At 66.6% G+C, this 25654-nt stretch carries 18 protein-coding genes and 1 riboswitch; of the genes, 7 read left to right on the top strand and 11 right to left on the bottom strand.

Translation table 11 applies throughout. The annotated features are described in order from the left end of the window. Positions 1-81: 81 nt before the first annotated feature. The 8 genes from leuB to ilvC all read right to left on the bottom strand — a co-directional run bounded on the left by leuB (position 82) and on the right by ilvC (position 8920). On the bottom strand, positions 82-1143 hold the full coding sequence (gene leuB, locus ABE424_RS07275; protein WP_346491635.1) for a 3-isopropylmalate dehydrogenase: 1062 nt from the start codon (positions 1141-1143) through the stop codon (positions 82-84). Then, positions 1133-1711 (bottom strand): 3-isopropylmalate dehydratase small subunit, encoded by a 579-nt coding sequence (leuD, locus tag ABE424_RS07270; RefSeq protein ID WP_346478899.1) that lies wholly within the window; start codon positions 1709-1711, stop codon positions 1133-1135. Before leuD ends, leuB begins: the two co-directional genes overlap by 11 nt. Then, on the bottom strand, positions 1711-3132 hold the full coding sequence (gene leuC, locus ABE424_RS07265; RefSeq protein WP_346491636.1) for a 3-isopropylmalate dehydratase large subunit: 1422 nt from the start codon (positions 3130-3132) through the stop codon (positions 1711-1713). The genes leuD and leuC overlap by 1 nt, the downstream gene beginning before the upstream one ends. 39 nt (positions 3133-3171) lie before the next feature. After that, positions 3172-4719, bottom strand: coding sequence for a 2-isopropylmalate synthase (locus ABE424_RS07260; protein WP_176988269.1), 1548 nt, complete (start codon positions 4717-4719; stop codon positions 3172-3174). Positions 4720-4721: 2 nt separating this feature from the next. Continuing rightward, a complete protein-coding gene (locus ABE424_RS07255) occupies positions 4722-5819 on the bottom strand; it encodes a threonine dehydratase (RefSeq protein WP_176988490.1) in 1098 nt (365 codons plus the stop codon). 114 nt (positions 5820-5933) lie between these two features. Next, on the bottom strand, positions 5934-6188 hold the full coding sequence (locus ABE424_RS07250) for an ACT domain-containing protein (RefSeq protein WP_019183810.1): 255 nt from the start codon (positions 6186-6188) through the stop codon (positions 5934-5936). Beyond that, positions 6172-7905: an acetolactate synthase 2 catalytic subunit gene (gene ilvG / locus ABE424_RS07245; protein WP_176988270.1), complete on the bottom strand. Its 1734-nt coding sequence runs from the start codon at positions 7903-7905 to the stop codon at positions 6172-6174. The genes ABE424_RS07250 and ilvG overlap by 17 nt, the downstream gene beginning before the upstream one ends. A gap of 40 nt (positions 7906-7945) precedes the next feature. Next, positions 7946-8920, bottom strand: coding sequence for a ketol-acid reductoisomerase (gene ilvC / locus ABE424_RS07240; RefSeq protein WP_070473592.1), 975 nt, complete (start codon positions 8918-8920; stop codon positions 7946-7948). 654 nt (positions 8921-9574) lie between these two features. Here ilvC and ggt point away from each other — a divergent pair. Next, on the top strand, positions 9575-11296 hold the full coding sequence (ggt, locus tag ABE424_RS07235) for a gamma-glutamyltransferase (protein ID WP_346491637.1): 1722 nt from the start codon (positions 9575-9577) through the stop codon (positions 11294-11296). A gap of 716 nt (positions 11297-12012) precedes the next feature. On the opposite strand, the gene ABE424_RS07230 is transcribed toward ggt, so the two are convergent. Beyond that, positions 12013-13581 (bottom strand): BCCT family transporter, encoded by a 1569-nt coding sequence (locus ABE424_RS07230; protein ID WP_102788207.1) that lies wholly within the window; start codon positions 13579-13581, stop codon positions 12013-12015. 293 nt (positions 13582-13874) lie between these two features. Further along, positions 13875-13976, top strand: a riboswitch (TPP riboswitch). Between the two features lie 141 nt (positions 13977-14117). On the opposite strand from ABE424_RS07230, the gene thiC reads away from it, so the two are divergent. From thiC to ABE424_RS07200, 6 genes are all read left to right on the top strand, one after another. After that, positions 14118-15995, top strand: a complete 1878-nt coding sequence (gene thiC, locus ABE424_RS07225; RefSeq protein WP_346491638.1) for a phosphomethylpyrimidine synthase ThiC — start codon at positions 14118-14120, stop codon at positions 15993-15995. A 97-nt stretch (positions 15996-16092) separates the two neighbouring features. Continuing rightward, a complete protein-coding gene (locus ABE424_RS07220) occupies positions 16093-16770 on the top strand; it encodes an ion channel (RefSeq protein ID WP_176988273.1) in 678 nt (225 codons plus the stop codon). 250 nt (positions 16771-17020) lie between these two features. Then, positions 17021-19354: a winged helix-turn-helix domain-containing protein gene (locus ABE424_RS07215; protein WP_346491639.1), complete on the top strand. Its 2334-nt coding sequence runs from the start codon at positions 17021-17023 to the stop codon at positions 19352-19354. 114 nt (positions 19355-19468) lie between these two features. Next, on the top strand, positions 19469-20350 hold the full coding sequence (locus ABE424_RS07210; protein WP_346491640.1) for a helix-turn-helix transcriptional regulator: 882 nt from the start codon (positions 19469-19471) through the stop codon (positions 20348-20350). A gap of 68 nt (positions 20351-20418) precedes the next feature. Then, positions 20419-23283 carry a TonB-dependent receptor gene (locus tag ABE424_RS07205; protein ID WP_346478905.1) on the top strand — a complete coding sequence of 955 codons (2865 nt, stop codon included), beginning with the start codon at positions 20419-20421 and terminating at the stop codon, positions 23281-23283. A gap of 179 nt (positions 23284-23462) precedes the next feature. Beyond that, the gene (locus ABE424_RS07200; RefSeq protein WP_346478906.1) at positions 23463-23666 is read left to right on the top strand and encodes a hypothetical protein; all 204 of its coding nucleotides are present in this window, start codon (positions 23463-23465) and stop codon (positions 23664-23666) included. Positions 23667-23720: 54 nt separating this feature from the next. On the opposite strand, the gene ABE424_RS07195 is transcribed toward ABE424_RS07200, so the two are convergent. Both ABE424_RS07195 and ppa read right to left on the bottom strand, forming a co-directional pair. Then, positions 23721-24839 carry an HDOD domain-containing protein gene (locus ABE424_RS07195; protein WP_346491641.1) on the bottom strand — a complete coding sequence of 373 codons (1119 nt, stop codon included), beginning with the start codon at positions 24837-24839 and terminating at the stop codon, positions 23721-23723. A 153-nt stretch (positions 24840-24992) separates the two neighbouring features. Then, on the bottom strand, positions 24993-25529 hold the full coding sequence (gene ppa / locus ABE424_RS07190) for an inorganic diphosphatase (RefSeq protein WP_019183821.1): 537 nt from the start codon (positions 25527-25529) through the stop codon (positions 24993-24995). Positions 25530-25654 lie beyond the last annotated feature (125 nt).

Raw genomic sequence — 25654 nt, 5'->3', positions numbered from 1 at the left:
CAGCGACGTGGCCGACGGGACAGGGAGGCCGTGCGGGATGTTGTACAGACAGGAACGCGGCCTCAGGCCGCGTTCGTACGGTCATTGCAGCTTGGCAAGGACCGCGTCGGTGGCTGCGGCGGTACTCACCGCAAAACCCTTGGCGGCGAGATCGGCGGTGAACACGCCGTCATCCAGCACGGCATATACCGCTGCCTCGACCGTAGCAGCCTCTTCGTCCAGCCCCAGTGAATGGCGCAGCAGCATCGCCGCGCTGAAGATCGTGGCATACGGATTGGCGATGCCCTTGCCGGCGATGTCCGGCGCCGAGCCGTGGATCGGTTCGTAGATGCCGACCGCACCGGGCTCGCCCAGCGAGGCCGAGGGCAGCAGACCGAGCGAGCCGGCCAGCATCGAGGCTTCATCGGTGAGGATGTCGCCGAACATGTTCTCGGTCACGATCACGTCGTACTCGCGCGGCTTGGCCAGCAGGTGCATGGCCATTGAATCGACCAGCTGGTGCTCCAGCGCGATCTCCGGGAATTCCTCGCGGCCGATCCGCGCGGCGACGTCGCGCCACAGGCGCGAGGTTTCCAGCACGTTGGCCTTGTCCACCGAGGTGAGCTTGCCGCGGCGGGTCTGTGCCAGCCGGAACGCGGTGCGCATGACGCGCTCGATCTCGCCCACGCTGTAGCTGCACAGGTCGCTGGCGGTGTCGGCGGTGCGGGTCTTCTCACCGAAATAGATGCCGCCGGTCAGTTCGCGCACGACGACGAAGTCCACGCCTTCCAGCAGTTCGGCCTTGATCGGCGAGGCGCCGAGCGCGGCCGCGTGCGTGCGCACCGGGCGCAGGTTGGCGTACAGCCCCAGCGCCTTGCGGATCGCCAGCAGGCCTTGTTCCGGCCGGACCTTGGCGTTGGGATCGGACCACTTCGGCCCGCCCACCGCACCGAGCAGGATGGCGTCCGCCTTGCGGCAGGCCTCCAGCGTGGTGGCCGGCAGCGGCTCGCCGTGGCGATCGATGGCGATGCCACCGATGTCGTGTTCCTGGAACCCGAAGGTGTGCCCGAAACGGGTGGCGACGGCCTCCAGCACCGCCACGGCGGCGGCGGCGACTTCCGGACCGATGCCGTCACCCGGCAATACGACAATCTCAGCGTGCATGTTCACTCTCGTAACGTTCAATGTCAGGGGTACGGCCCAACAGATACCCCAATTGGTCCACGCCTTCCAGCAGGCAGGTCTGCGAGAAGCCGTCCAGCGGGAAGGCATACACGCGTCCATCGGGCGTGCGCAGTTCGCGCGCGGCCACATCGATGGTCAGTGCGTCATCCGGGCGCTGCATCAGCGTCTGCACATCGGCTTCGTCCAGCACGATCGGCAGCAGGCCGTTCTTCAGCGAATTGCCGCGGAAGATGTCGGCGATCTCGCTGCTGACGATGGCGCGCAGGCCCAGGTCGGTCAGTGCCCACGGTGCATGCTCGCGCGAGGAGCCGCAGCCGAAGTTTCGCCCGGCCAGCAGGATGCTGCGGCCGGCGTTGTGCGGCTGGTTGAAGGCGAACGCCGGGTTCGGCACGCCCTCGCTCTGCCAGCGCCAATCATTGAAGGCGTACTTGCCCAGGCCGACGCGCTCGGTGGTGGACAGAAAGCGCGCCGGAATGATCTGGTCGGTATCGATGTTGGTCTCGCGCAGCACCACGCTGGTCGAGGTCAGGGTACGGAAGCCGCTCATCAGGCCACCTCCAGCGTGGCATACAGTTCGCGTGGGTCGGCCACGCGGCCGTTCACCGCGGCCCAGGCGGCCGTCATCGGCGAGGCCAGCAGGGTGCGCGAGCCGGGCCCTTGGCGGCCTTCGAAATTGCGGTTGCTGGTGCTGACCGCCAGTTGCCCCGGCGCGACCAGATCGCCGTTCATGGCGATGCACATCGAGCAGCCCGGCTCGCGCCATTCGGCACCGGCCGCGCGCACGACCACATCGATGCCTTCGGCTTCGGCCTGGCGCTTGACGATTTCCGAGCCCGGCACCACCAGCATGCGTACGCTCGGAGCGACGCGGCGGCCCTGCAGCACCTGCGCCACTTCGCGCATGTCGCTCAGGCGGCCGTTGGTGCAGGAGCCGACGAAGACCACATCCACCGGCGTGCCGGCCAGGGTCTGCCCGGCGTGGAAGTGCATGTAGTCCAGTCCCTTCTGCGCGGCAGCGTCGTTGGCCGCCGGAATCGGCTGGTCCACGGCGATGGCGGTGCCGGGGTGGGTGCCCCAGGTCAGGGTCGGGCGGATGTCGGCGGCATCGATGTGGACCTCCACGTCGAAGCGCGCACCGGCATCGCTGCGCAGCCGCGACCACGCGTTGACGGCGGCATCGAAGTCGGCGCCCTTGGGACCACGCGGGGTGGCGGCCACCCAGTCGAAGGTGATCTGGTCGGGGGCGACCATGCCGGCTCGCGCGCCAGCTTCGATGGACATGTTGCACAACGTCATGCGCTGTTCCATGTCCATCGCTTCGATCGCGCTGCCGCGGAACTCCAGCACATGACCGGTGCCACCGTTGACGCCGATCACGCCGATGATGTGCAGCACCACGTCCTTGGCGCCGACGCCCTGGGCCAGCACGCCATCCACGGTGATCGCCATGGTCCTGGCTTTGCGTTGCAGCAGGCACTGGGTGGCCAGCACATGGCCGACCTCGCTGGTGCCGATACCGAAGGCCAGTGCGCCGAACGCCCCATGCGTGGAGGTGTGGCTGTCGCCGCAGACGATGGTCATGCCCGGCTGGGTGAAGCCCTGCTCGGGGGCGATCACGTGCACGATGCCGCGGCTGGCCGACTGCAGGTCGAACAGCTCGATGCCATGTTCCGCGCAGTTGGCGGCCAGCATCGCCACCTGTGCTTCGGAGGCGGCGCTGGCGTAGGGCAGCTTGCCGTCGGCACCGGCCGGCAGGGTCGGGGTGGAGTGGTCCATCGTCGCCTTGGTCCGGTCCGGCCGGCGCGGGGAGAGGCCGCGCTCGCGCAGTTCGGTGAAGGCCTGCGGGGAGGTCACTTCATGGATCAGGTGCAGGTCGATGTACAGCACGGCGGGCGCGCTGTCGGTCTCGGGAACGACGACGTGGGCATCCCACAGTTTGTCGTACAGGGTGCGGGGAGCTGGGGTCATGGACTGGCCTTGCTGCGGTTCGGGGTGCTTCATGGGTGCTCAGGCCGCGGCGGTCGCCGCGGGCTGTTCGGTCGTCGCGTTGCGCTGGCGCAGCAGGCGGTTGGCCACTTCCAGCCACGCCAGCGCGGAGGCTTCGATGATGTCGCGGCTGGTGCCGGTGCCTTCGTACTCCACGCCCTCGTGGCGCACGCTCAGGTTGGCTTCGCCGCGCGCATCGGCGCCGATGCCCACACTGTGCACGTGGTAGCTGTCCAGCATCAACTGCACGCCGGTGGCGGCCGACAGTGCACCGAACAACGCATCCACCGGACCATCGCCCTGCGCCGTCTCGGCGACGCGGTTGCCCTCCGGGTCGGACAGCTCGACCAGCGCATTGGCGCGGCTGCCGACATCGCTGATCGTCATCGAGGCCAGGCGGTAGCCGTTCTGGGTGGCGCTGCCCTGCATCAGGGTCTGCAGGTCGGCATCGGTCACCACGCGCTGCTGCTCGCACAGCGCCTTGAACTGCTCGAAGACCAGCTTCAGTTCTTCCTCTTCCAGCCAGAAGCCCAGCGCACGCAGGCGCTGGTCGACCGCAGCGCGGCCACTGTGGCGGCCCAGCACCATCTGCGAGGACTCCCAGCCCACGTCTTCCGGGCGCATGATTTCGTAGGTGCCACGGTGGCGCAGCATGCCGTGCTGGTGGATGCCCGATTCATGCGCGAAGGCGTTGGCGCCGACGATCGCCTTGTTGCGCTGGACCGGCATGCCGACCAGGCGCTGCAGCAGCTGCGAGGTGCCGACGATGCGCGGCGTATTGATCCGCGTGTCTTCTTCGTAGAAGGCGTTGCGTACCTTCAGCACCATGGCGATCTCTTCCAGCGAGCAGTTGCCCGCGCGCTCGCCGATGCCGTTGATGGTGCATTCGACCTGGCGCGCGCCGCCTTCGATGGCGGCCAGCGAGTTGGCCACGGCCAGGCCCAGATCGTTGTGGCAGTGTGCGCTGAAGATGATGCGGTCGCTGTCCGGCACGCCGGCGATCACGCGCTGGAACATCCCGCGGATCTCTTCCGGCGTGGTGAAGCCCACGGTGTCGGGCAGGTTGATGGTGGTCGCGCCGGCGGCCACGGCCACGCGGGCGACCTCGATCAGGAAGTCCTCCTCGGTGCGGGTGGCGTCTTCTGCGGAAAACTCGACGTCATCCACATAGCCACGGGCCAGGCTGACGTGCCTGTGCACCGATTCCAGCACCTGCTCGCGGCTCATGCGCAGCTTGTGCTCGCGATGCAGCGGGCTGGTCGACAGGAAGACATGCAGGCGCGCGTTCGCCGCGGCCTCCAGCGCCTTGGCCGAGGTTTCGATGTCGGCGGCCAGGCAGCGCGACAGCACGGCCAGGGTCGGGCGGCGCACTTCGCGGGCGATCATCGCCATGGCTTCGCGGTCGGACTGGGAGCTGGCCGGGAAGCCGGTTTCCATGACATCCACGCCCAGTTCGTCCAGTGCGCGGGCCATCACCAGCTTCTGCTGCGGGCTCATGCTGCAGCCGGGCGATTGCTCGCCATCGCGCAGGGTGGTGTCGAAAATTCTAATGCGGGGGGAGTTGGGCATGGTCACCAGGAGGTCTCCTCGACAGCAATGTCGGATGGAATGGCAGAGGTAGGAATCGAAACGGATATCGGGGGTGTCGCGAGCACGGTTGGTAGGGGCGGGCGTGTTCGCTCGCTGGCGCGGCGGCGCGGTTTGCGCGGGGGACGGGGACGGATGTCGGCCAGCAGCTGGGCCAGCACCAGCGCATCGATGTTGCCGCCGGAGACCACGGCGCATTTGCGCTTGCCGGCGACACGGCGGCCGGCAGCCAGCGCCAGCGCACCTGCCCCTTCGGCGATCACGTGTTCTTCCAGCGCCAGCCGCACCAGGGTTTCGCGCAGCTCGGCTTCACGCACGATCACCACGTCGTCCAGCAGCGCGCTGCACAGCCGGCGGGTCAGGAAGCCGGGGATCTTTACCTTGACGCCGTCGGCCAGGGTGGCGACCGGGGCGATCTCGCGTACGTCGCCGCGCATGGCGCGGGCCATCGAATCGACGCCCTCGACCTGCGCACCGACGATGCGCACGCCCTGCGATTTCAGCGCCAGCGCCACGCCGGACGCCAATCCACCGCCGCCGATCGGCACGATCACCACGTCCGGTGCGTGCGGCGCCAGCTCGATGCCCAGGGTGCCCTGGCCGGCGATCACGTCGGGGTCGTCGAAGGCGGACAGGAAGCGGTAACCGTGCTGGTCGGCCAGCGCGCGGGCGAAGGCGTAGGCCTCGTCGTAGCTCTCCCCGTGCTGGCGGACAGTCGCGCCCCAATGCGCCACGCCGGCGATCTTGGTGGCCGGTGCGCCGTGCGGCATCACCGTGATCGCCGGAATGTTCAGGCGGTAGGCGGCCCAGGCCACGCCCTGGGCGTGGTTGCCGGCCGAGGCGCAGATGACCGGGCGGTCATCGCCGCGTTCACGGCCGGCCAGCAGGGCGTTCAGTGCGCCGCGTACCTTGTAGGAGCCGGTGCGCTGCAGGTTCTCCAGCTTCAGCCAGACGCCGAAGCGCTCGGCGTAATGCAGCGGCGTCGGCGGCAGGAAGCGGCGCAGCCGCGCCTGCGCGGCCAGCACATCGGCGACGCTTACGTCGCCTACATCCGGTTCCTGCGGGGTACGGCTAGCCGGCATCACGCACCCGGCCATGGTGATCGTCGCGGAGCGGCGCGCGCTGCCACGGCGCACGCTGCGACGCACGACCGAGAAGACACCTCCGTACCGGCACCGATGCAACGATGCGGGCGTTCATGCGGATACTCCGGGTTCCAGCGCGCTGATGCGCACCGAAACACAGTCGTAGATCTTCTCGATCTGGCGGCGCAGCGTTTCTGGCGGACGCGTGCTGTCCACCACCAGCTGCAGGTGCCAGCGGCCATCATCGGCGGCATTGGGCGCACCGGCGATCGCGCGCGGCGCGAAGCCGCGGCGTTCGGCCATGCCGATCACGCGCAGCAGCGCGCCTTCGGCGGGGGTCAGCACCAGGTCAAGCCGGTATTGCATTGGGGAACTCCTGGGACTGATGGGCGGGGTTGCTTTCCAGCATCGTGCTGTTGGCGTTGTTGGGTGGCACCAGTGGCCACACGTTGGCACGTGCATCGATGGCGACATGCAGCAGCGCCGGGCCGGGCTGGGCCAGCATCGCGGCCAGGCCACCTTCGACATCGTCACGCGCTTCGATGCGCGTGGCCGGAATGCCAAACACCTGGGCCAGCGCGGCGAAGTCCGGGTTGTCGGACAGATCGATCTCGCTGTACCGCTCGGCGAAGAACAGCTCCTGCCACTGGCGGACCATGCCCAGCGAGCTGTTGTCCAGCAGCACGATTTTCACCGGCAGGCGGCAGCGGGCGATGGTGACCAGCTCCTGCACGTTCATCATGAAACTGCCGTCGCCGGAGACCAGCACCACGGTGCGGTCGGGGCAGGCGAACTGCGCGCCCATCGCCGCCGGCAGGCCGAAGCCCATGGTGCCCAGCGCGCCGCTGGTCAGGTGGTTGCGCGGGTGGTTGAAGCGGCAATGCTGGGCGACCCACATCTGATGCTGGCCGACATCGCAGGCGATGATGGCGTCGCTCGGCGCCAGCTCGCTCAGGCGCTTCAGCAGCGCCGGGGCGTAGATGTGCTTGCCCGGTGCGTCGTAGCGGGGGGCGAAGCGTTCACGATGGCCCTGGCAGCGTTGGCGCCACGCATCCTGCGCGGCCGGCACCGTGGCGGCCGCGGTCAGCGCACGCAATGCCGTGCCGACGTTGCCCGGCACCGCGATGTCGGCAGTACGCAGCTTGGAGATCTCGTACGCATCGGCATCGATGTGCACGACGCGCGCGAACGGGGCGAACTCGTTCAACTTGCCGGTGGCGCGGTCATCGAACCGCGCGCCGACCACGACCAGCAGATCGCTTTCCTGCACGGCCATGTTGGCCGCGCGGGTGCCGTGCATGCCCAGCATGCCCAGGTAATGCGGATGCTGCGGCGGCAGCGCGCCCAGCCCACGCAGGGTCAGCACGGTCGGAATACGGGTCGCCTCGACGAAGGCACGGAAGTCCTCCACCGCATCGCCCAGCGCCACCCCACCACCGGCATAGATCACCGGCTTCTCTGCCTCGGCGATCGCGGCGATGGTCTGCGCGATGGCCTCGTCCTGCGGCGCCGGCGGTGCGACCACGGTGGACGGCACGTGGTCGGGCAGATGCGAAGCATCGGCCACCTGCACGTCCTTGGGCAGATCGATCAGCACCGGACCGGGACGGCCCTCACGGGCGATCCGGAACGCATCGGCGACCACCTGCGGCAGGTCTTCGACGCGGCGCACCAGCCAGCTGTGCTTGACGATCGGCAGGGTCAGCCCGAACACGTCCAGTTCCTGGAACGCGTCGGTGCCCAGCAGCGGGGTGGCGACCTGGCCGGTGATGCAGACCATCGGCACCGAATCCAGCATCGCGTCGGCGATGCCGGTGACCAGGTTGGAGGCGCCCGGGCCGGAGGTGGCGACGCAGACGCCGACCCGGCCACTGGCGCGGGCGAAGCCGTTGGCGGCCAGGGCCGCGCCCTGCTCGTGGCGGACCAGGATGTGCTTCAGCCCGGAATCCACCAGGGCGTCATAGAACGGCATGATGGTGCCGCCCGGATAGCCGAACAGCGTATGCACGCCCTCGGCTTCCAGGGCCTGCGTCAACCAGCGTGCGCCGTTGCGGGGCGCGGTGCTGTGGGCGGAGGTATTCATGCGGTGACCTTTACGAAAGCGGGTGGGGGAGCCGCGCGTTTTACGCGGCTTGACTTTGCAACCAGACCATCTTGGCGCGCAGTTCCTTGCCTACCTTCTCGATCGGGTGCTCCAGGTCGGCCTGCTTGAATTTGTTGTAGTTCGGCAGGCCCGCTTCGTACTCCGCTACCCAGTTCTTGGTGAAGGTGCCGTTCTGGATATCGGTCAGCACGTCCTTCATGCGCGCCTTGGTGCCGGCGTCGATCACGCGCGGGCCGCTGACGTAGTCGCCGTACTGCGCGGTCTCGGAGATGAATTCCAGCATGCGGGTGATGCCGCCTTCGTAGAACAGGTCCACGATCAGCTTCAGTTCGTGCAGCACTTCGTAGTACGCGATCTCCGGCTGGTAGCCCGCTTCGACCAGGGTTTCGAAACCGGCCTGCACCAGGGCCGAGGCACCGCCGCACAACACCGCCTGTTCGCCGAACAGATCGGTTTCGGTCTCTTCCTTGAAGGTGGTCTGGATCAGGTTGGCGCGGGCGCCGCCCAGGCCACCGGCGTAGGCCAGGGCGAACTCGGCGGCCTTGCCGCTCTTGTCCTGGTAGACCGCCCAGATGCACGGCACGCCGCGGCCGATCTCGTACTCGCGACGGACCAGCGCGCCCGGGCCCTTCGGCGCGACCAGCACCACGTCCAGATCCTCGCGCGGTTTGATCATGTCGAAATGCACGTTCAGGCCATGCGCGAACAGCAGCACAGCGCCCTGTTTCATGTTCGGCGCGAGCACGTCTTCGTAGAGCTTCTTCTGCACCATGTCCGGGGTCAGCACGGCGACCAGGTCGGCGTCCTTGACCGCTTCGGCCGGGGCTTTGACGGTGAAGCCGTCGGCCTGGGCCTTGACCTCGGTCGGACCGCCCGGGCGCAGCCCGACAACGACATCGAAGCCGGATTCACGCAGATTCAGCGCGTGCGCGCGGCCCTGGCTGCCGTAGCCGACAACAGCGATCTTGATCTGGGGCAGGTCGTTGGTGCTCATGGGGGAGGTCCTTTGGAGGCAAGAAAAAAGAGGGCCGACGGTCAGCGACGCGTCGGCCCATCAGGGGAAGGGGTGGCGCCGGCCTGGCCGCGACCACACGCGAACGCACCCGCCGTGGGGGCGGTGGACATCGGCTGGCTCGAGGTGGGCTGGCGGGTCATGGTGGAAGGCAACTCGGGGGGAGGATGGAAATCGAAGGGTTCTGAAACGAAAAAACCCGCACCTGGTCGGGTGCGGGTTTTGATGGATACCTGGCAGTCTTGCTTACACGCCGGTCCGTCCCGCACCTGTTGGTTGGGTAATAAGTACGAGGACGAGAAGCGAATGGACGGAGGTCGCGCCGTGGTCGGCGTGCTCGGTGGATTCGCGGGTGGCTGTGCGCTGCAACATGAGATCGAGAAAACCACACGTGTTTTGGCGGTGTCAACCCTGGGAACGCAATTTCCATCGGTTTCGCCTGCATCCACCGCAAGGCCGTGCCCTGCAAGGATGGTTGCGGTTGAAAGCGTTCGGGTGAACCGGAATTCAGCATTTTGGCGCGCCGTACTGCGCGGATTCGGGGCCTGGTTTCCTCGGTGCATGACCATGGTGGGATGTCATCCGGAGGCATCTGCCGCCACCATCGGGGGGCTACCACCCATCAGGAACCACCCCGTGTCCTCACGCCTTGCCCGCGGCCTGCTCGCCGCCGCCGTCCTGTGTACGTTGCCCGCCGCCGCCGCGTTCGCCGCCGACCGGATCACCGGCCACACCTTCGCCACCCGCTCGGAGGTGATCGCCCCGCACGCGATGGCCGCCACCTCCCAGCCGCTGGCCACCCAGATCGCGCTGGACGTGATGAAGTCCGGCGGCTCGGCGGTCGATGCCGCGATCGCCGCCAATGCCGCGCTCGGCTTGATGGAGCCGACCGGCAACGGCGTCGGCGGCGACCTGTTCGCGATCGTGTGGGACCCCAGGACGCAGAAACTCTACGGTTACAACGGCTCGGGCCGCTCGCCGAAGTCGCTGACCCTGGCCGAGTTCCAGCGCCGCGGGCTCAAGGAGATCCCGGCCACGGGTCCGCTGCCGGTCTCGGTGCCCGGCGCGGTCGACGGCTGGTTCGCCCTGCACGAACGCTTCGGCCGCAAGCCGATGGCCGACAACCTCGCCCCGGCGATCCGCTACGCCCGCGAAGGCCATCCGGTCGCCGAGGTCATCGCCTACTACTGGGACCGCTCGGTCCCGCGGCTGTCCAGGTATCCCGGCTTCACCGAGCAGTTCACGATCGATGGCCATGCCCCGCGCAAGGGCGAGCTGTGGAAGAACCCGAACCTGGCGCACACCCTCGAGCAGATTGCCCAGGGCGGCCGCGACGCCTTCTACAAGGGTGACATCGCCCGCACCATCGGTACCTACTTCAAGGCCAACGGCGGTTACCTGAGCTACGACGACCTGGCCAGCCATCACGGCGAGTGGGTCGAGCCGGTGAGCAGCAATTACCGCGGCTACGATGTGTGGGAGCTGCCGCCGAACAGCCAGGGCATCGCCGCGCTGCAGATCCTCAACGTGCTGGAAGGCTACGACTTCTCGACGATTCCCTTCGGTTCACCCGAACATGTGCATCTGTTCGTGGAGGCCAAGAAGCTGGCCTTCGCCGACCGCGCGCGCTTCTACACCGACCCGGCCTTCCATCCGGCGCCGGTCGACAGACTGATTTCCAAGGGTTACGCCGCCGAGCGCCGCAAACTGATTTCGATGGACAAGGCCCTGAGCGAAGTGCAGCCGGGCACGCCGAAGCAGCTGAAGGAGGGCGATACGATCTACCTGACGGTCGCCGATGCGGACGGCATGATGGTCTCGCTGATCCAGTCCAATTACCGCGGCATGGGCAGCGGCATGGCGCCCCCGGGCCTGGGCTTCATCCTGCAGGACCGCGGCGAGATGTTCGTGCTGCAGAAGGATCACCCGAATGGGTACGCTCCGGGCAAGCGGCCGTTCCAGACGATCATCCCGGGTTTCGTCACCAAGGAGGGCAAGCCGTGGATGAGCTTCGGGGTGATGGGTGGTGCGATGCAGCCGCAGGGGCATGCGCAGATCGTGATGAACATGGTCGATTTCGGGATGAATCTGCAGGAAGCGGGTGATGCGCCGCGCATCCAGCACGAGGGGTCGACGGAGCCGACCGGGCAGGCGACGGCGATGAGCGACGGGGGCGAGGTGAATCTGGAAACGGGCTTCCCGTATGAGACGGTGCGCGCGCTGATGCGCAAGGGCCACCGGGTGGTGTTCGCGGATGGTCCGTACGGTGGGTATCAGGCGATCCTGCGTGATCCGGAGACCGGGGTGTACTACGGCGCTTCGGAGAGCCGGAAGGATGGGCAGGCGGCGGGGTACTGATTCATCTAGTGCTCCGTAGCGCCGGCCGCTGGTCGGTCGGCAGAAGCGCAGGGCAGTGCGCAGGGCAGTGCGCAGGGCAGAAGCGTAGAGCAGTGCGCAGGGCAGAAGCGTAGAGCAGGGCGCGTTCGGGGGTGCGGGTAGTGGGCCGGCCTGGGTGGGTTTGCGGGACACGCCGTGAATCCATCCATGGAGGCTCATGTCGCCGCATCCATGCGGCTCATGGTCCCGCCAACCCACCCAGGCCGACCCACCCAAAGTGGGTCGGTGCGCATGGCAAAAGCGCACACGGCCGAAGCGGTAGAGCCACGCCATGCGTGGCTGCTCTTCCCAGGCAATGATCCGGCGTAGAGCCACGCCATGCGTGGCTGCTCTTCCCAGGCAATGATCCGACGTAGAGCCACGCCATGCGTGGCTGCTCTTCCCGGACAAATGATCCGACGTAGGGCCACGCCATGCGTGGCTGCTTTGCCTCAACCAGGATCCAAGGCGTCAGATGCACGCTGCTGCGCCGAGCTTCGCCCGGCGGCTCTCCCCGACACCACCTTGAAACCGTGAGCGGGACGGGGCGGGTGGGTTGTCGGGACCATGAGCGCCATGGATGGCGCGACATGAGCCTCCATGGACGGATTCACGGAGTGTCCCGCCAACCCACCCGTCCCGGCCCGCCCACCGATAGCCCGGGAAGCGCGCCGCTCCAAGCGACCAACCCGAACACCCTAAGGCGCCCGAGCCGCCTCATCGCGCGTCTCTTCCTGCGCCGCGATCTCCCGCTCGATCCACTCGTCCATCAACCGCCGCGCACGCTGCGCGCGGCGCCGCTGCAACGCATGCTCCATGTCCAGCACCCGGTACAACGACCACATCACCGCCAGCATCAACAACGCGAACGGCAACGCCGCGATCGTGATCATCCCCTGCAGCGCATTGAGTCCGCCGGCCAACAACAGCACGCCCGCGATCAACGCAATCGCCACGCCCCACACCATCCGGCGCGCCAACGGCGGATCGCCGGCCTCCTCCGTCGACATCGTCGCCAGCACCAGCACCGCCGAATCGGCCGAGGTCACGAAGAAGATCATCAGCAGTACCAGCGCGATCACCGACAACACCGTCGGCATCGGCAGGCTGTCGAACATCGTGAACAACACCGTCTCATAGCCATTGCCCAGCGCCTGCGCCAGGTCCACGTGGCCGAAGATCTGCGACCACAGCGCCGTGCCGCCGAATACCGAGAACCACAGGAAGCCCAGCACGCTCGGTGCGATCACCACGCCCAGCACGAACTCGCGGATGCTGCGCCCTCGCGACACGCGCGCGATGAACGAGCCCACGAACGGCGCCCACGCGATCCACCAGGCCCAGTAGAAGATCGTCCAGTCCGCCACCCAGGTACTGCCCGAGAACGGTGACATCCGCAGGCTCATCGTCACCAGCGAATTGAGGTACGAACCGATCGTCGTGGTGAAGGTGTCGAAGATGAAGCCGGTCGGTCCCAGCACCAGGATCAGCGCCAGCAGCAATGCCGCCAGGCCGAGATTGAAGTTGGACAGCCACTTGATGCCGCGGTGGACACCGCTGGTGGTGGAGGCCATGTACAGCACGAACGCCACCGCGATGATGGTCAGCTGCACCGGCACCGAGGCCTGGATGCCGAACACGCGCTCGAGGCCGGCGGCGATCTGGATCGTGCCGAAGCCCAGCGTCGTTGCCACACCGATCGCCGTGGCGACGACCGCAGCGACGTTGACGACCGTGCCCATCCAGCCACGGTGATGCGCGCCGATGATCGGCTGCAGCAGATCGCTGATCAGCCCGCGGCCATTGCGGTTGAACTGGAACCACGCCATCGCCAGGCCGATCAGGGCATAGATCGCCCACGGATGCAGGCCCCAATGGAAGAACGCATAGCGCATCGATGCGCGTGCCGCCTCCATGCTCTGCGGCGCCAACCCTTCCGGCGGTTTCACGAAGTGCGAGATCGGTTCGGCCGCGCCCCAGAACACCAGGCCGATGCCCATGCCCGCGGCGAACAGCATCGACATCCAGCTCGCATTGGAAAAATCGGGTTCGGCATCTTCGCCGCCGATGCGCAGTGAACCGAAGCGGCCGAAGGCCAGGTACATCAGGAACGACAGGGTGATGAACACCACCAGCAGGTACAACCAGCCGGTGCTGCGGATGATGGTGGACAGGCCGCTCTGGACGACCTCGTTGAAGGGGCCCGGCGCGAGGCCGGCGATCAGCACCAGCAGTGCAACCAGTGCGATGGAAATGCGGAACACCATGAAGGCGTGTCTCCGATCAGTAGGGGCGAGCCGAGGCTTGCAATCTCCAGCGGCACAGCGGCAACGACTGGGGCGGATCAAGCCGGTCGAGGCCGGTCAGTACGGACGTCAATGGCGTCGAGCAGTGCGTGGTACGCGCACGATCCGGGGTTTTTCACCCCGGTATCGCACCGCATACCGCGCCGCAGCATGGTAGTGCATCGGGTGTCGGCGCTTTGTTCACATCAAACCCATACCCGCCAGCGTGCGTCTTCGCCCGTGTGCCCCTCGCGCTTGCCTTTGTGGTCTAATTCGCCCCGAAGCGGGGGTACCGCGGCCCAGTGGCCAAGGTTGAGACAGTCCCTTCGAACCTGATCCGGTTGATACCGGCGTAGGGAAGCTTCGCATCAGCAGATGCATTGCGCCGTAGGGCCACCGCGCCCGGAGACCGCCCGCAATCCGTCCGTCGAGCGCCGCCGTTTCGTCCCTCCCATGCGAGTCCCTCGCATAGAACCGCACAGTCCCTGTGCGGGGATTGAACCTAGGACGATGCCTCGATGAACGCACTGCTCTCCGCCCTGCAGCAACAGGCCCAGCAACTCTCCGAATCGGTCACCCGGCCGATCCCCGGCTCGCACAAGATCCACGTGCAGGGCTCGCGCAGCGATCTGCAGGTGCCGATGCGCGAGATCACGCTGACCCGCACGCCCACCTTGTTCGGCGGCGAAGAGAATGCGCCGGTCACCGTCTACGACACCTCCGGCCCGTATACCGATCCGGCGGTTGCCATCGACCTTTCGGTCGGTCTGCCCGCACTGCGCGCCGCCTGGGTGGCCGAGCGTGGCGATACCGAAGTGCTGGAGGGCCCGAGCTCCGCGTTCGGCCGCTCGCGCGAAACCGATGCCCGGCTCGATGCGGTGCGGTTCCCGTCGCGCCTGCAACCGCGACGCGCGTTGGCCGGCGCCAACGTCACCCAGATGCACTACGCACGCCGCGGCATCATCACGCCGGAGATGGAGTTCGTGGCGATCCGCGAGAACCAGCGCCTGGAGGCGATCCGCGATGCCGCGCTGCTGAAGCAGCACCCCGGCGAGTCCTTCGGCGCCTCGATCCCGAGGATCATCACGCCCGAATTCGTCCGTGACGAGATCGCCCGCGGCCGCGCGGTGCTGCCCAACAACATCAACCACCCGGAAAGCGAGCCGATGATCATCGGCCGCAACTTCCTCACCAAGATCAACGCCAACATCGGCAACAGCGCGGTGTCCTCCGGCATCGCCGAGGAAGTGGAGAAGCTGGTCTGGGCGATCCGCTGGGGCGGCGACACCGTGATGGACCTGTCCACCGGCAAGCACATCCATGAAACGCGCGAATGGATCCTGCGCAACTCGCCGGTGGCGATCGGTACCGTGCCGATCTACCAGGCCCTGGAGAAGGTCGATGGCCGCGCCGAAGAACTGAACTGGGCGATCTTCCGCGACACCCTGATCGAGCAGGCCGAGCAGGGCGTGGATTACTTCACCATCCACGCCGGCGTGCTGCTGCGCTACGTGCCGCTGACCGCCAAGCGCGTGACCGGCATCGTCTCGCGCGGTGGCTCGATCATGGCCAAGTGGTGCCTGGCGCATCACAAGGAGAACTTCCTCTACACGCACTTCGAGGACATCTGCGAGATCATGAAGGCCTACGACGTGACCTTCTCGCTGGGCGACGGGCTGCGCCCGGGCTGCATCGCCGATGCCAACGATGCCGCGCAGTTCGGCGAACTGGAAACCCTGGGCGAGCTGACCAGGATCGCGTGGAAGCATGATGTGCAGACCATGATCGAGGGGCCCGGCCACGTGCCGATGCAGCTGATCAAGGAGAACATGGACAAACAGCTGCGCGAGTGCGGTGAAGCGCCGTTCTACACCCTCGGCCCGCTGACCACGGATATCGCGCCGGGCTACGACCACATCACCAGCGCGATCGGCGCGGCGATGATCGGCTGGTACGGCACCGCCATGCTCTGCTACGTGACGCCGAAGGAACACCTCGGCCTGCCCAACCGCCAGGACGTGCGCGACGGCATCATGGCCTACCGCATTGCCGCGCACGCCTCGGATCTGGCCAAGGGCCATCCCGGCGCGCAGGTGCGCGACAACGCATTGAGCAAGGCGCGTTTCGAGTTCCGCTGGGAGGACCAGTTCCACCTTGGGCTGGATCCGGAGAAGGCCAAGGAATTCCACGACGAGACGCTGCCCAAGGATGCGCACAAGCTCGCCCATTTCTGCTCGATGTGCGGCCCGCACTTCTGCTCGATGAAGATCACCCAGGACGTGCGCGACTATGCGGCGGGGCAGGGGTTGGATACGCACCAGGCGCTGGAAGCCGGCATGGCGGAGAAGTCCGCCCAGTTCCGCGATCTGGGCGCCGAGGTGTATCGCCAGGAGTGAGGCGGCGGCCGGGGCGGTGCGCGCTGCCCCGGCCATCATCCAGCGCCCCAGCGATTCCGGCTAAGCTCGGCGCGACCAGGCAGGGGTGGGGACAACGATGGCGATAGCACGCAGCACCAAATGGTTGGCGATCGCGCGCCGGCACCCCTCGGCGTGGCTGCTGGCGGTGCAGCTGCTGGGCGTGCTGCTGTACCCGGCGATGGACGAGGCCGGCGCAAGCCGCGCGCTGTTCGGTGCGTTCGGGATCGCGGTGCTCGGCCTGGCCCTGTGGGTGGTACGCCGCAGCCCGTTGGGAATGTGGGTGGCGCTGGTGCTGGCGATCCCCTCGGTGGTGTTCTCGATCTCGGGCGCGCTGTTGGGACGCCCGGCGCTGGTCACTACCGCCCAGCTGCTCGAATGCCTGCTGTACTTCTATACCGCCGGCAGCCTGATCGCCTACATGCTGCAGGACCACAAGGTTACCCGTGACGAGCTGTTCGCCGCAGGGGCTACCTTCACGCTGCTGGCCTGGGCATTCGCCTTTGCTTTCGCGGTCTGCCAGCAGTGGTACCCGGGCAGTTTCGTGGCCACCAGCGAGAGCGAACTGCGCACCTGGATGGAGTTGCTTTATCTGAGCTTCAGCTTGCTGTCCGGCGTCGGACTGAGCGACGTGGTGCCGATTCACGCGCAGGCACGGGCGCTGGTGATGCTGGAACAGTTCGCGGGCGTGATGTATGTAGCGCTGGTGGTCTCGCGCCTGGTCGGACTCACGATGATCCGCCGCATACAAAGCTGAATCGCGCATAAAAAATTCGCGCCCGAAGGCGCGAATGCTGAATCAATTTATGTGGATTCGTCGGCGAGAGAGAGCCTGGTGTTGGCCGCACGCACAGGTGCGGTTAACCCACATAGGCTAGTATTCGCGCGCTTCAGTGTTTTTGCGCTTTGCGCTGATGCCTTGTGCGGAATCTGGCGGTTCGTTCGGTCGTTGTCGATTGTGATGAATGCTGCGTTCCCGTAGTCCTGCATTCACTCGTGTCACCGGAATGATCATCAACGACAGTGAGCGAACGTCAGCCGATGTAGTCCGAATCGGCGATTGCACCGTCATTCTTTCCTCGCGGGAAGTGATGGTGGTGGGCGTGCGTCGCCCGCGCCGGTTGACGCCCAAGGCGCTCGGCGTATTGAAGGCATTGATGCGCTCACCGGGCGCCGTGGTGACCCGCGACGAACTGTTCGCCGAGGTCTGGCCGGATACGCTGCCCACCAACGACGTGCTGACCCAGGCCGTCACCCAGTTGCGCAAGGCCTTTGCCACCGACGAAGAGGCCGGTACGGCCTATATCGAAACCATCGCCAAGACCGGCTATCGCCTGCTCGTCCCCGTGAGTGCGGTCGAGGAAGTGCGGGGCCTGGCGGCGGTGGACGGCGTCGACCCCGATGCGCTGGATGACGCCACGCTGCTGCCTCCGGCTACCGCGCCGTCGCGCCGTCGCATTGACGGCCCGCTGCGTCGGCAGTGGCGCCGCACCCGGCGCTACATCCTGCTCGCCATCGGCGTGGCGATGTTGATCGCGCTGCTGGTCATGGCGGCCCTGCTGGTACAGCGCGAGCGGCCCACGACGGCCGTGGACGCCGCGATCGAGGACGGCACCCGGGTGATCGGCAGCCCGCAGCGGCCGTACCGGCTGATCACCGCCACCTCGGGCTTCGAGACGTATCCCACGCTGTCCCCGGATGGTTCGCAGGTCGCCTACGAGGCCGATACGCCGGCACGCCAGGGCAGTGTCATCAAGGTGCAGACCTCCGGGAACGCGCCGGCACGCGTCCTGATGGACACGCCGGCCACATATTCAGACCGGTTCCCGAACTGGTCGCCCAACGGGCGCGACATCGCCTTCGCGCGGTTCGGTCCGGACGGCAGCTGCGAGGTCATCATCGCCAGCGCCACCGGCGGTGCCCTGCGTCATGTCACCCGCTGCGATGGCACGGAGCTGCTCAGCTTCGACTGGACCCCGGACGGTCGCGGCCTGCTGTTCGGCTCACTATCGGGCAAGTACGCGCATCGCGGCATCCGTACGCTGAACATCGCCAGCGGCAGCTGGACCGCGCTCGACTACACGATCGATGCGGACAGCTTCGAATACGCGCCGCGCTATTCGCCCGACGGGCGCTGGATCGTGTTCGTGCGCAATCCGCAGGTCGGCGATCTGTGGCGGATCCCGGCAGAGGGCGGAACGCCGGAACAGCTCACCAATGATTCCGCCGAAATCCGCGGCTGGGCCTGGCGCAGCGACAGCCGCCACATCGTGTTCGGCCGCCGCGTGGACAGCGAAGCGCGCCTGTATGAACTGGACACGCGCACGCGCACGCTGCGCGACCTGGGGCTCGACGATGCGCAGGCGCCGGCGTTGTCGCGCAGCAACAACATGCTGGCCTTCATGCACCGCCGTGCGCAGTTCGGGCTGTTCAAAGTGCCGATCAACGCCGACGGCCCGGGCGCGCCCGAACGCCTGTTCGCCTCGGGCGGGCGCGATGCACAGCCGATGATCGCGCCGGACGGCCGGCAGCTGGTCTTCAGCTCCAACCGCTCCGGCAGCTATGCGCTGTGGTGGGCGGACCTGCAGCGGCCTGAATCGCTGCGGCCGATCGAAGGCCTGCGCCCGGAAACCCGCCAGATTCCGGACTGGTCGCGCGATGCCCGCCATCTGCTGGTGCTGGGGCGTGATGAACACGCCAATCCGGCCATCTTCGAGGTTTCCCCGCGCGACGAGCAGACCGTGCGCCTGGCGGTGCCGGTGGCGCAGCCGCTGCAGGCCCTGTACGGGCAGCGGCCGGAACAGCTGCTGGTGGTCGAGCGCGATCGCGACGAACGCATGCGTCTGTCGCTGTTCGATCGCACCGCCACGCCCTGGCGCCTGCTCGGCAGTATCGAGGGCGTCTCCCAGGCGCGCTATGACGTGGCGGGCGAACGCGTGCTGTTCACCCGCCTGTCGGCCAGTGGCCTGTGGTCCGCCGATGCCGCGCTGACGCCGCAGAGCATCCGCCAGGTGCGCAGCGACCAGCCCTCGCGGTGGCGGTACCGCGCGTGGACGGTCTCCGGCACCGGGCAGATCGATTACCTCTCCAACCGCGCCGACTGCGCCACCGTGTTCGCCCGCCTCAGCGCGACCTCCGGCGATGGCGCGCATTGTCTGGACGCGGATCGGCTGGGCACCGGCAATGGATTCAGCGCAAGTCCGGACGGCAGTGCGGTCTATGTGGCCCTTGCCGTGGCCGATGGGTCCGATATCGGGGTCATGAGCCTGCCTGAAGCGACCTCGTCGTTCTTCCCGGCCTTCTCCAACCTGCTGTTTATGAAGGGAAAAGATCCTTCGTAAGTTCTTCGTGAGGTTGTCGTGGCGAATTCGGATCAATCTCGCCAAGACGTCCTGAGGGGAGTGGCCTGATTTGGCAAAACTGCACGCCAGCAAAGGCAAACTCACGGTGCAGTCATGCGTCAGCTCTCCCTGGCCGATCGCGGTCAATCTCTTTCCCTGGACAAGGCCGTCGACGATGGCGCGTTGCCGAACTGCCTGGGCGTTGCCCGGCTGGGCAGCCTGCAGACCGCCGGCACGACGTTCACGGTCTGGATGCAGGTGCGTGGCAGCGCATGGGTGGAATCCAAGGAGGGCAAGTTCCGTCTGCGCCAACGTGAGTGGATCGCCTTCGAGAAGGACTCCAAACCGATGGTGCAGGCCGGGCGTGATGGCCTGTGCATCGGGTTGAGCCTGTCGCCGGATGCGCTGCGCGCGCTGGGCGAACTGGCCGACTGCAATCTCTACGCGGGCCGCGGCACGATGACGCGTGGCGAAATGCGCGTGGCGATGCGCCTGTGGCGTGACGCACTGACCAGCGACCGGCCGATGCAGGGCCTGCGCCCGGCGTTGCTGCACCTGGCGGCGCTGCAGCAGGGCATGGCCACCGGCGTGCAGCGTTGCCCGGGCCGTTCGCGCAGCCGCAAGCGCCAGGTGTTCGGGCGCATGCAGCGTGCGCGCCTCTATCTGGAGGGCAACAGCCACCGCGTGGTGCGCATCGGTGAACTGGCCGAGCTCACCAACTTCTCCAGCTGGTACCTGTCCAAGACCTTCCAGAGCCTGTACGCGGAGAGCCCGCAGTCGCTCTCGGCGCGCCTGCGCCTGGAGCGTGCAGCCGATCTCCTGCGTGATACCGACATGATGGTGGGCGAGGTGGCCGCAGCCAGCGGGTTTGACAACTGTTGCAGCTTCGCACGGGCGTTTCGGGCCCGTTTCGGGTTGTCCGCGTCACGCTACCGTGAGGCAGGTGCGAACCTGTCGCCAGAGTCGGCAAAGTCTTTGGTTGCATCACGCAAATAATTAGCTGCAACGCAATCGTAACTTTCCGAGGCGGTTTAACACGCTACTAACGTACCTCGGAGAGATAAATGAATTTTCGTACTCCTGCAGTGCGGCTGGGCCTTCTGCCCGCCGGCATTGCGCTCGCGCTCGTGCCGAGCTTTGCCTCGGCGCAGGAAGCTGCTGCCGGCACCACTGACCTGGACCGTATTTCGGTCACCGGCTCGCGCATCCGCGGCGCCAACATGGAGACCCAGCAGCCGATCCTGACGATGACCCGTGAAGCCCTGGAAAAGCAGGGTTACACCTCCGTCGCCGACGTGCTGCAGAACATGACGTCGGCCGGTTCCCCGGCCATCTCGCGTTCGGAATCGCTGGCCTCGGGCGAGGACGTGGGCGGCTACTACGTCGACATCCGCAACCTCGGCGCGCAGCGTACGCTGGTGCTGATGAATGGCAAGCGCCTGGGCGCATCCACCTCGGGTCTGCAGGACCTGAGCCAGATCCCGATGGCCGCCATCGAGCGCATCGAGATCCTGAAGGACGGCGCCTCGTCGATCTACGGCTCCGACGCCATCGCCGGCGTGGTCAACGTGATCACCCGCAAGCGCGTGGAAGGCGGCGAAGCCAGCGTCTACTTCGGCCAGTACGGCAAGGGCGACGGTTCGACCAAGCAGTACTCCTTCACCCTGGGTTCGGAAGGCGAGCGTGGTGGCATCACCATGGCCGCCGAGTACTACAAGGCCGATCCGGTCTGGGCGAACGATCGCTTCTTCAGCCGTGACGGCAATGCCGGTCCGAACTACCCGGGCTCGGGCAACAGCCCGATCAACCAGAACGGCGCGTTCTGCGAGCCCTGCCTGACGCCGGACCTGGAAGAAGGCCAGCCGGGCTACGTCGGTTCGGCCGACCAGCGCTGGTTCACCCTGCGCGAAGGTGGCGACCCGACCAATCGTGCCGACTACCGCGCCGAAACCTCTGCTGATCGCGTCAATGCCAACCAGCAGATGATGGTTCAGACCGGTATCGAGCGTAAGTCCGTGTACGTCAACGGCAACTACGACCTGACCGATTCGATCACCTTCAACGCGGACGTGCTCTACAACGAGCGCACCACGGACCAGCAGATCGCCGGCTACCCGTACCAGTCGCAGGCCTTCGGCACCCAGCTGTCGGCTGACAGTGCGTTCAACCCGACCGGCACCGACCTGGACTTCCGTCGTCGCCTGTGGGAAATGCCGCGTACCACCGAAAGCCAGCTGAAGACCCTGCGCTTTGCGCCGACCGTCAGCGGCTTCTTCGAGTTCGGCGGCAAGACCTGGGATTGGGACGTTGGCGCGCTGTGGAACCGCAACGAATCGACCAAGACCGGCCATGGCGACATGAGCCTGATCGCGGCTCGCCAGGCGCTGGGTGCTTCCTACATCGACGGCAATGGTGTTGCGCAGTGCGGCTCGCCGGGTGATGCAGTCTCCGGCTGCCGCCCGTGGAACCCGCTGCTGCCGTACGGCGTGGCCGGTCAGGGCTCGCTGGCCGATCCGGCCACGCAGGCCTTCCTGTTCCCGTACTTCACCGACACCGGCTACACCAAGACCACCAGCTACACCGCCAACCTGTCCGGCTCGCTGTTCGAGCTGCCGGCCGGCGAAGTGGGTATCGCGATGGGCGTGGAGCACCGTGAAGAAGAAGGCCGTTTCTCGCCGGACGCGTTCGCGCAGTCGGGTCAGTCGACCGGCCTGGGCGCTCAGACCACCCAGGGCAAGTACGAGCTGGACGAGGTCTATCTGGAACTGAACGTGCCGATCCTGTCGGATATGCCGTTCGCCAAGGAACTGACGTTGAACGCTGCAAGCCGTTACTCGGACTACAGCAACTTCGGCGACACCATCAACTCCAAGTTCGGCTTCACCTGGCGTCCGCTGGATGAACTGCTGGTGCGTGGTACCTACGCCCAGGGCTTCCGTGCTCCGTCGATCAACGATCTGTACGGCGGCCTGAACAGCAGCTTCGAGTCGTACACCGATCCGTGCGGCATCACCGCGCCGGGCAGCGTCAACGGCAACGCTTCGTGCTCTGCTGCTGGCGTGCCGGTGGGTTACACCCAGGTGGGCCAGGGCCTGACCCCGTGCACCGCGACCCCGTGCGCGACGCCGGACCAGTTCATCTCCGGCTCCAACGAAAACCTGAAGCCGGAAACCTCGAAGAGCACCACCTTCGGCATGGTCTGGAGCCCGCGTTGGGTGCAGGGCCTGGACATCTCGCTGGATTGGTACAAGTACGAAATCAGCGACATGATCATCGCTGACAGCGTCGACCGTATCCTGCGCGAGTGCTACGTGGCCGGTGACGCATCGCGTTGCGCCAGCCATACCCGTGCAGCCGATGGTCACATCAACTCGATGAACTACGGCCTGGCCAACCTGGGCCGCATGGAAACCGAAGGCTACGACCTGGGCATCAAGTACCGCCTGCCGGAACTGTCGATCGGTCAGTTCGCCATCGATTGGCAGACCAGCTACCTGTCCAAGTACGACGAAGAAACCCAGAACGGTGAAGGCAACACGGTCATGGAAGGCAAGGTTGGCGACGCCGGCCTGTTCCGCGTCCGTTCCAACGTCGGCATCACCTGGTCGCGTGGCGACTTCGGCGTCTCCTACATGGCCCGTTACTACTCGGGCATGAAGGAAGACTGCGTCGCTGCACGTCCGTGCACCCTGCCGGACCGTTACGTCAACGGCGATGCAATGCCGGTGCGCAAGACGGGTTCGAACACGTTCCACGACCTGCAGGTCAGCTACAACGCGCCGTGGGATGCCACGATCGCGCTGGGTGCGAACAACCTGTTCGACAAGCAGGGCCCGATCATGTTCACGCAGCCGAACTCGAGCTTCGCCTACTACGGCGGCTTCGACATCGGTCGCTTCCTGTACATGAAGTACACCCAGCGCTTCTGATCCATCGAAGCATTGGTGCAAAAAAAAGGAGGGCGGACCGCAAGGTCCGCCCTCTTTGCATTGTGGGGTAAGGAAAATCTGAGTTTCAGCGAAGGGTGATCCGCCTCACGTTTCGAGCGGAAATGCAGTTGATACCGTCAATTGGTCCAATCGTGGACGATTGAGAGATCGATATGAAAATGACGCTCGCTCAGAAGCTCGCCGCCGTGTTCCTCGGCACCATCGCCCTTTCCGGCAGCGCATCGGCCGGCCTCATCGTGTGCCAGGGCGGTCGCTACTGTGAACAGCTGCGCCTGGAGTGCATCGCGTCGGGCCAGCATCTGCCGGCGTATTGCGAGGCACTGTGGCGCGACTGCGTGCTGGACGCCTGTCCGCAGCGCTGAAACGACGATGGCGCGCCACAGGGCGCGCCATCCTTTGAACGCTTTACCCCACACTCAGGCGTCGCTGGCCACCAACCCCATCAGTCCATTGGCGTGATCGCGCCACTGCGGCAGCTTGTTCAGAACGCCAGCGCGCTGCAGGTACTCCTCGTCGACCGGATCGCCATTGATCAGCGCCAGTGCCACGTGCACCGCGCCGGTCACCCAGAAACTGCGGGTGTTCGAGCGCTGCGGCTGCAGGTGGAAGGCGACGGCCTCGATGATCGGCATCGGCAGGCCCCACAGTCCCAGCAGATAGGCACCCGCCTCGGCGTGGCCCGGGCGATCGTCGGCCGTGTCGTCCGGCGTGCGCTCGTTGCGCACGCCCGGCAGCAGCAGGCCGATGTCCGCCAGCAGGGCGGCGGTGGCGCCGAGTTCCGCGCTGGAGTCGGGCAGCAGCTTGGCGGCCAGGCGCGAAGCCAGCAGCGCGCGCTGCTGCAGTGAGTTGCGCTCGGCCCCGGACAGCGGCTGGGCGGAAAACACTTCGCTGGCCAGTACCAGGTCGCGCAGCGTCGACAGCCCCAGGCGGGTCACCGCCGTGCGCAGGTCGGAGATGATCCGGCCATTGTTGAAGAAGGCAGAGTTGGAGAGCTGCAGCACCTTGGCCGCGATGGCCGGGTCGGCCGCGACCAGCTTGGCCACGTCGGCGGTGTTGGTGTCGTCGTCGTGTTCCAGCGCCTGGGTGAGGGTCAGGTACAGATGCGGCGGGGAGGGCAGCTTCTCGATCCGGCCGATGGCGCTGCGCAGGCGCGCGCTGTCGAGCAGCTCGCGCAGCTCTTCCAGGCTGGTCAGGGCCTCGAGCAGCACTTCCGGGGCCAGCGGCATCGGGAGGAAGCGATGGGCCACGCCGATCAGGCGTGCCGGCGGCGGGCGGTTGCCGTGCTCGGCATCCACCAGTGCGATGCGGATGGTCTCAGGCCGCAGCGTGCGGATCTGGCCGAGCAGCGTGGTGGCGTTGAGATCGGGCAACTGCGGGCACACGATCACCGCATCCACCGGCGAACCGGCGACGATGCCCATGGCGCTCTGGCCATCGGCAGCGGTCAGTGGTTGCCACTCTTCCCCAAGATCGGCAATGAATTCCAACAGCTCAGCCGACAGGCTGGCTTCGTCCCCAACAAGCAGAATGCGCACGACACGGTCCCCTGGCTGACCACGGTGAAACGCACCGTGGACGGTGTGAAGAGACGCAATGTACCCAATCCGGCACGAATAGTGATGTGCCGCATTGAAAAAACGTGATGCGCATCGCTCCGGCAGCGCTGTGCCGGAGCGACGGGGTCACTCTCAGGCGATGTTGCCGAGGTAGCGCTGGTGCGCTTCGACCAGGATCTTCTTGGCTTCGGCGGCGCCGCCCCAGCCGTCGAGCTTGACCCACTTGCCCTTTTCCAGGTCCTTGTAGTGCTCGAAGAAGTGGCCGATGCGCTCCAGCCAGTGGCTGGACACCTGCTCGATGTCCTCGACGTGGGCGTAGCCACTGAACACCTTGGAGATCGGCACGGCCAGGATCTTCTCGTCGCTGCCGGCTTCATCGCTCATCTTGAGCACGCCGACCGGACGGCAACGCACCACCGAGCCCGGGACCAGCGGCAGCGGCAGCACCACCAGCACGTCGGCCGGATCGCCGTCGCCACACAGGGTGCTCGGCACGTAGCCGTAGTTGCACGGGTAGCGCATCGGGGTGGAGAGGATGCGGTCGACGAAGATCGCGCCGGTTTCCTTGTCCACTTCGTACTTCACCGGCTCGGAATCCTTCGGGATCTCGATGATGACGTTGATTTCTTCCGGCGGGTTCTTGCCCGGCGAAACGAGTTCCAGACCCATGGGTGTGCTCCAGCTGAGAGGGGGTAGGGCGCAAAGTCCGCCATTTTATGCCTTTGCCGGCCGCCGTGCAGCGGCCGGGGGCGCAAAGGGTGTTTCACCGACCCTGCCGCAGGCGGGAGAGCCGT

Origin of the sequence: Stenotrophomonas sp. TWI1149, assembly GCF_039673155.1 — a bacterium.
GTDB lineage: Bacteria > Pseudomonadota > Gammaproteobacteria > Xanthomonadales > Xanthomonadaceae > Stenotrophomonas > Stenotrophomonas maltophilia_AA.
The sequence above is the reverse complement of the archived record's forward strand: the minus strand, read 5'-3'. Positions and strand labels throughout refer to the sequence as shown.

What these genes read in the sequence shown, in the direction of transcription:
- ABE424_RS07260 (WP_176988269.1), bottom strand. Translation starts at nt 4,719, where the DNA reads ATGCCCAACTCCCCCCGCATTAGAATTTTCGACACCACCCTGCGCGAT.
- leuD (WP_346478899.1), bottom strand. Translation starts at nt 1,711, where the DNA reads ATGAGCGGCTTCCGTACCCTGACCTCGACCAGCGTGGTGCTGCGCGAG.
- ilvG (WP_176988270.1), bottom strand. Translation starts at nt 7,905, where the DNA reads ATGAATACCTCCGCCCACAGCACCGCGCCCCGCAACGGCGCACGCTGG.
- ABE424_RS07210 (WP_346491640.1), top strand. Translation starts at nt 19,469, where the DNA reads ATGCGTCAGCTCTCCCTGGCCGATCGCGGTCAATCTCTTTCCCTGGAC.
- ABE424_RS07200 (WP_346478906.1), top strand. Translation starts at nt 23,463, where the DNA reads ATGACGCTCGCTCAGAAGCTCGCCGCCGTGTTCCTCGGCACCATCGCC.
- thiC (WP_346491638.1), top strand. Translation starts at nt 14,118, where the DNA reads ATGAACGCACTGCTCTCCGCCCTGCAGCAACAGGCCCAGCAACTCTCC.
- leuB (WP_346491635.1), bottom strand. Translation starts at nt 1,143, where the DNA reads ATGCACGCTGAGATTGTCGTATTGCCGGGTGACGGCATCGGTCCGGAA.
- ABE424_RS07230 (WP_102788207.1), bottom strand. Translation starts at nt 13,581, where the DNA reads ATGGTGTTCCGCATTTCCATCGCACTGGTTGCACTGCTGGTGCTGATC.
- ABE424_RS07255 (WP_176988490.1), bottom strand. Translation starts at nt 5,819, where the DNA reads ATGCCGGCTAGCCGTACCCCGCAGGAACCGGATGTAGGCGACGTAAGC.
- ABE424_RS07205 (WP_346478905.1), top strand. Translation starts at nt 20,419, where the DNA reads ATGAATTTTCGTACTCCTGCAGTGCGGCTGGGCCTTCTGCCCGCCGGC.
- ilvC (WP_070473592.1), bottom strand. Translation starts at nt 8,920, where the DNA reads ATGAGCACCAACGACCTGCCCCAGATCAAGATCGCTGTTGTCGGCTAC.
- ABE424_RS07220 (WP_176988273.1), top strand. Translation starts at nt 16,093, where the DNA reads ATGGCGATAGCACGCAGCACCAAATGGTTGGCGATCGCGCGCCGGCAC.
- ABE424_RS07215 (WP_346491639.1), top strand. Translation starts at nt 17,021, where the DNA reads ATGATCATCAACGACAGTGAGCGAACGTCAGCCGATGTAGTCCGAATC.
- leuC (WP_346491636.1), bottom strand. Translation starts at nt 3,132, where the DNA reads ATGACCCCAGCTCCCCGCACCCTGTACGACAAACTGTGGGATGCCCAC.
- ppa (WP_019183821.1), bottom strand. Translation starts at nt 25,529, where the DNA reads ATGGGTCTGGAACTCGTTTCGCCGGGCAAGAACCCGCCGGAAGAAATC.
- ABE424_RS07250 (WP_019183810.1), bottom strand. Translation starts at nt 6,188, where the DNA reads ATGCAATACCGGCTTGACCTGGTGCTGACCCCCGCCGAAGGCGCGCTG.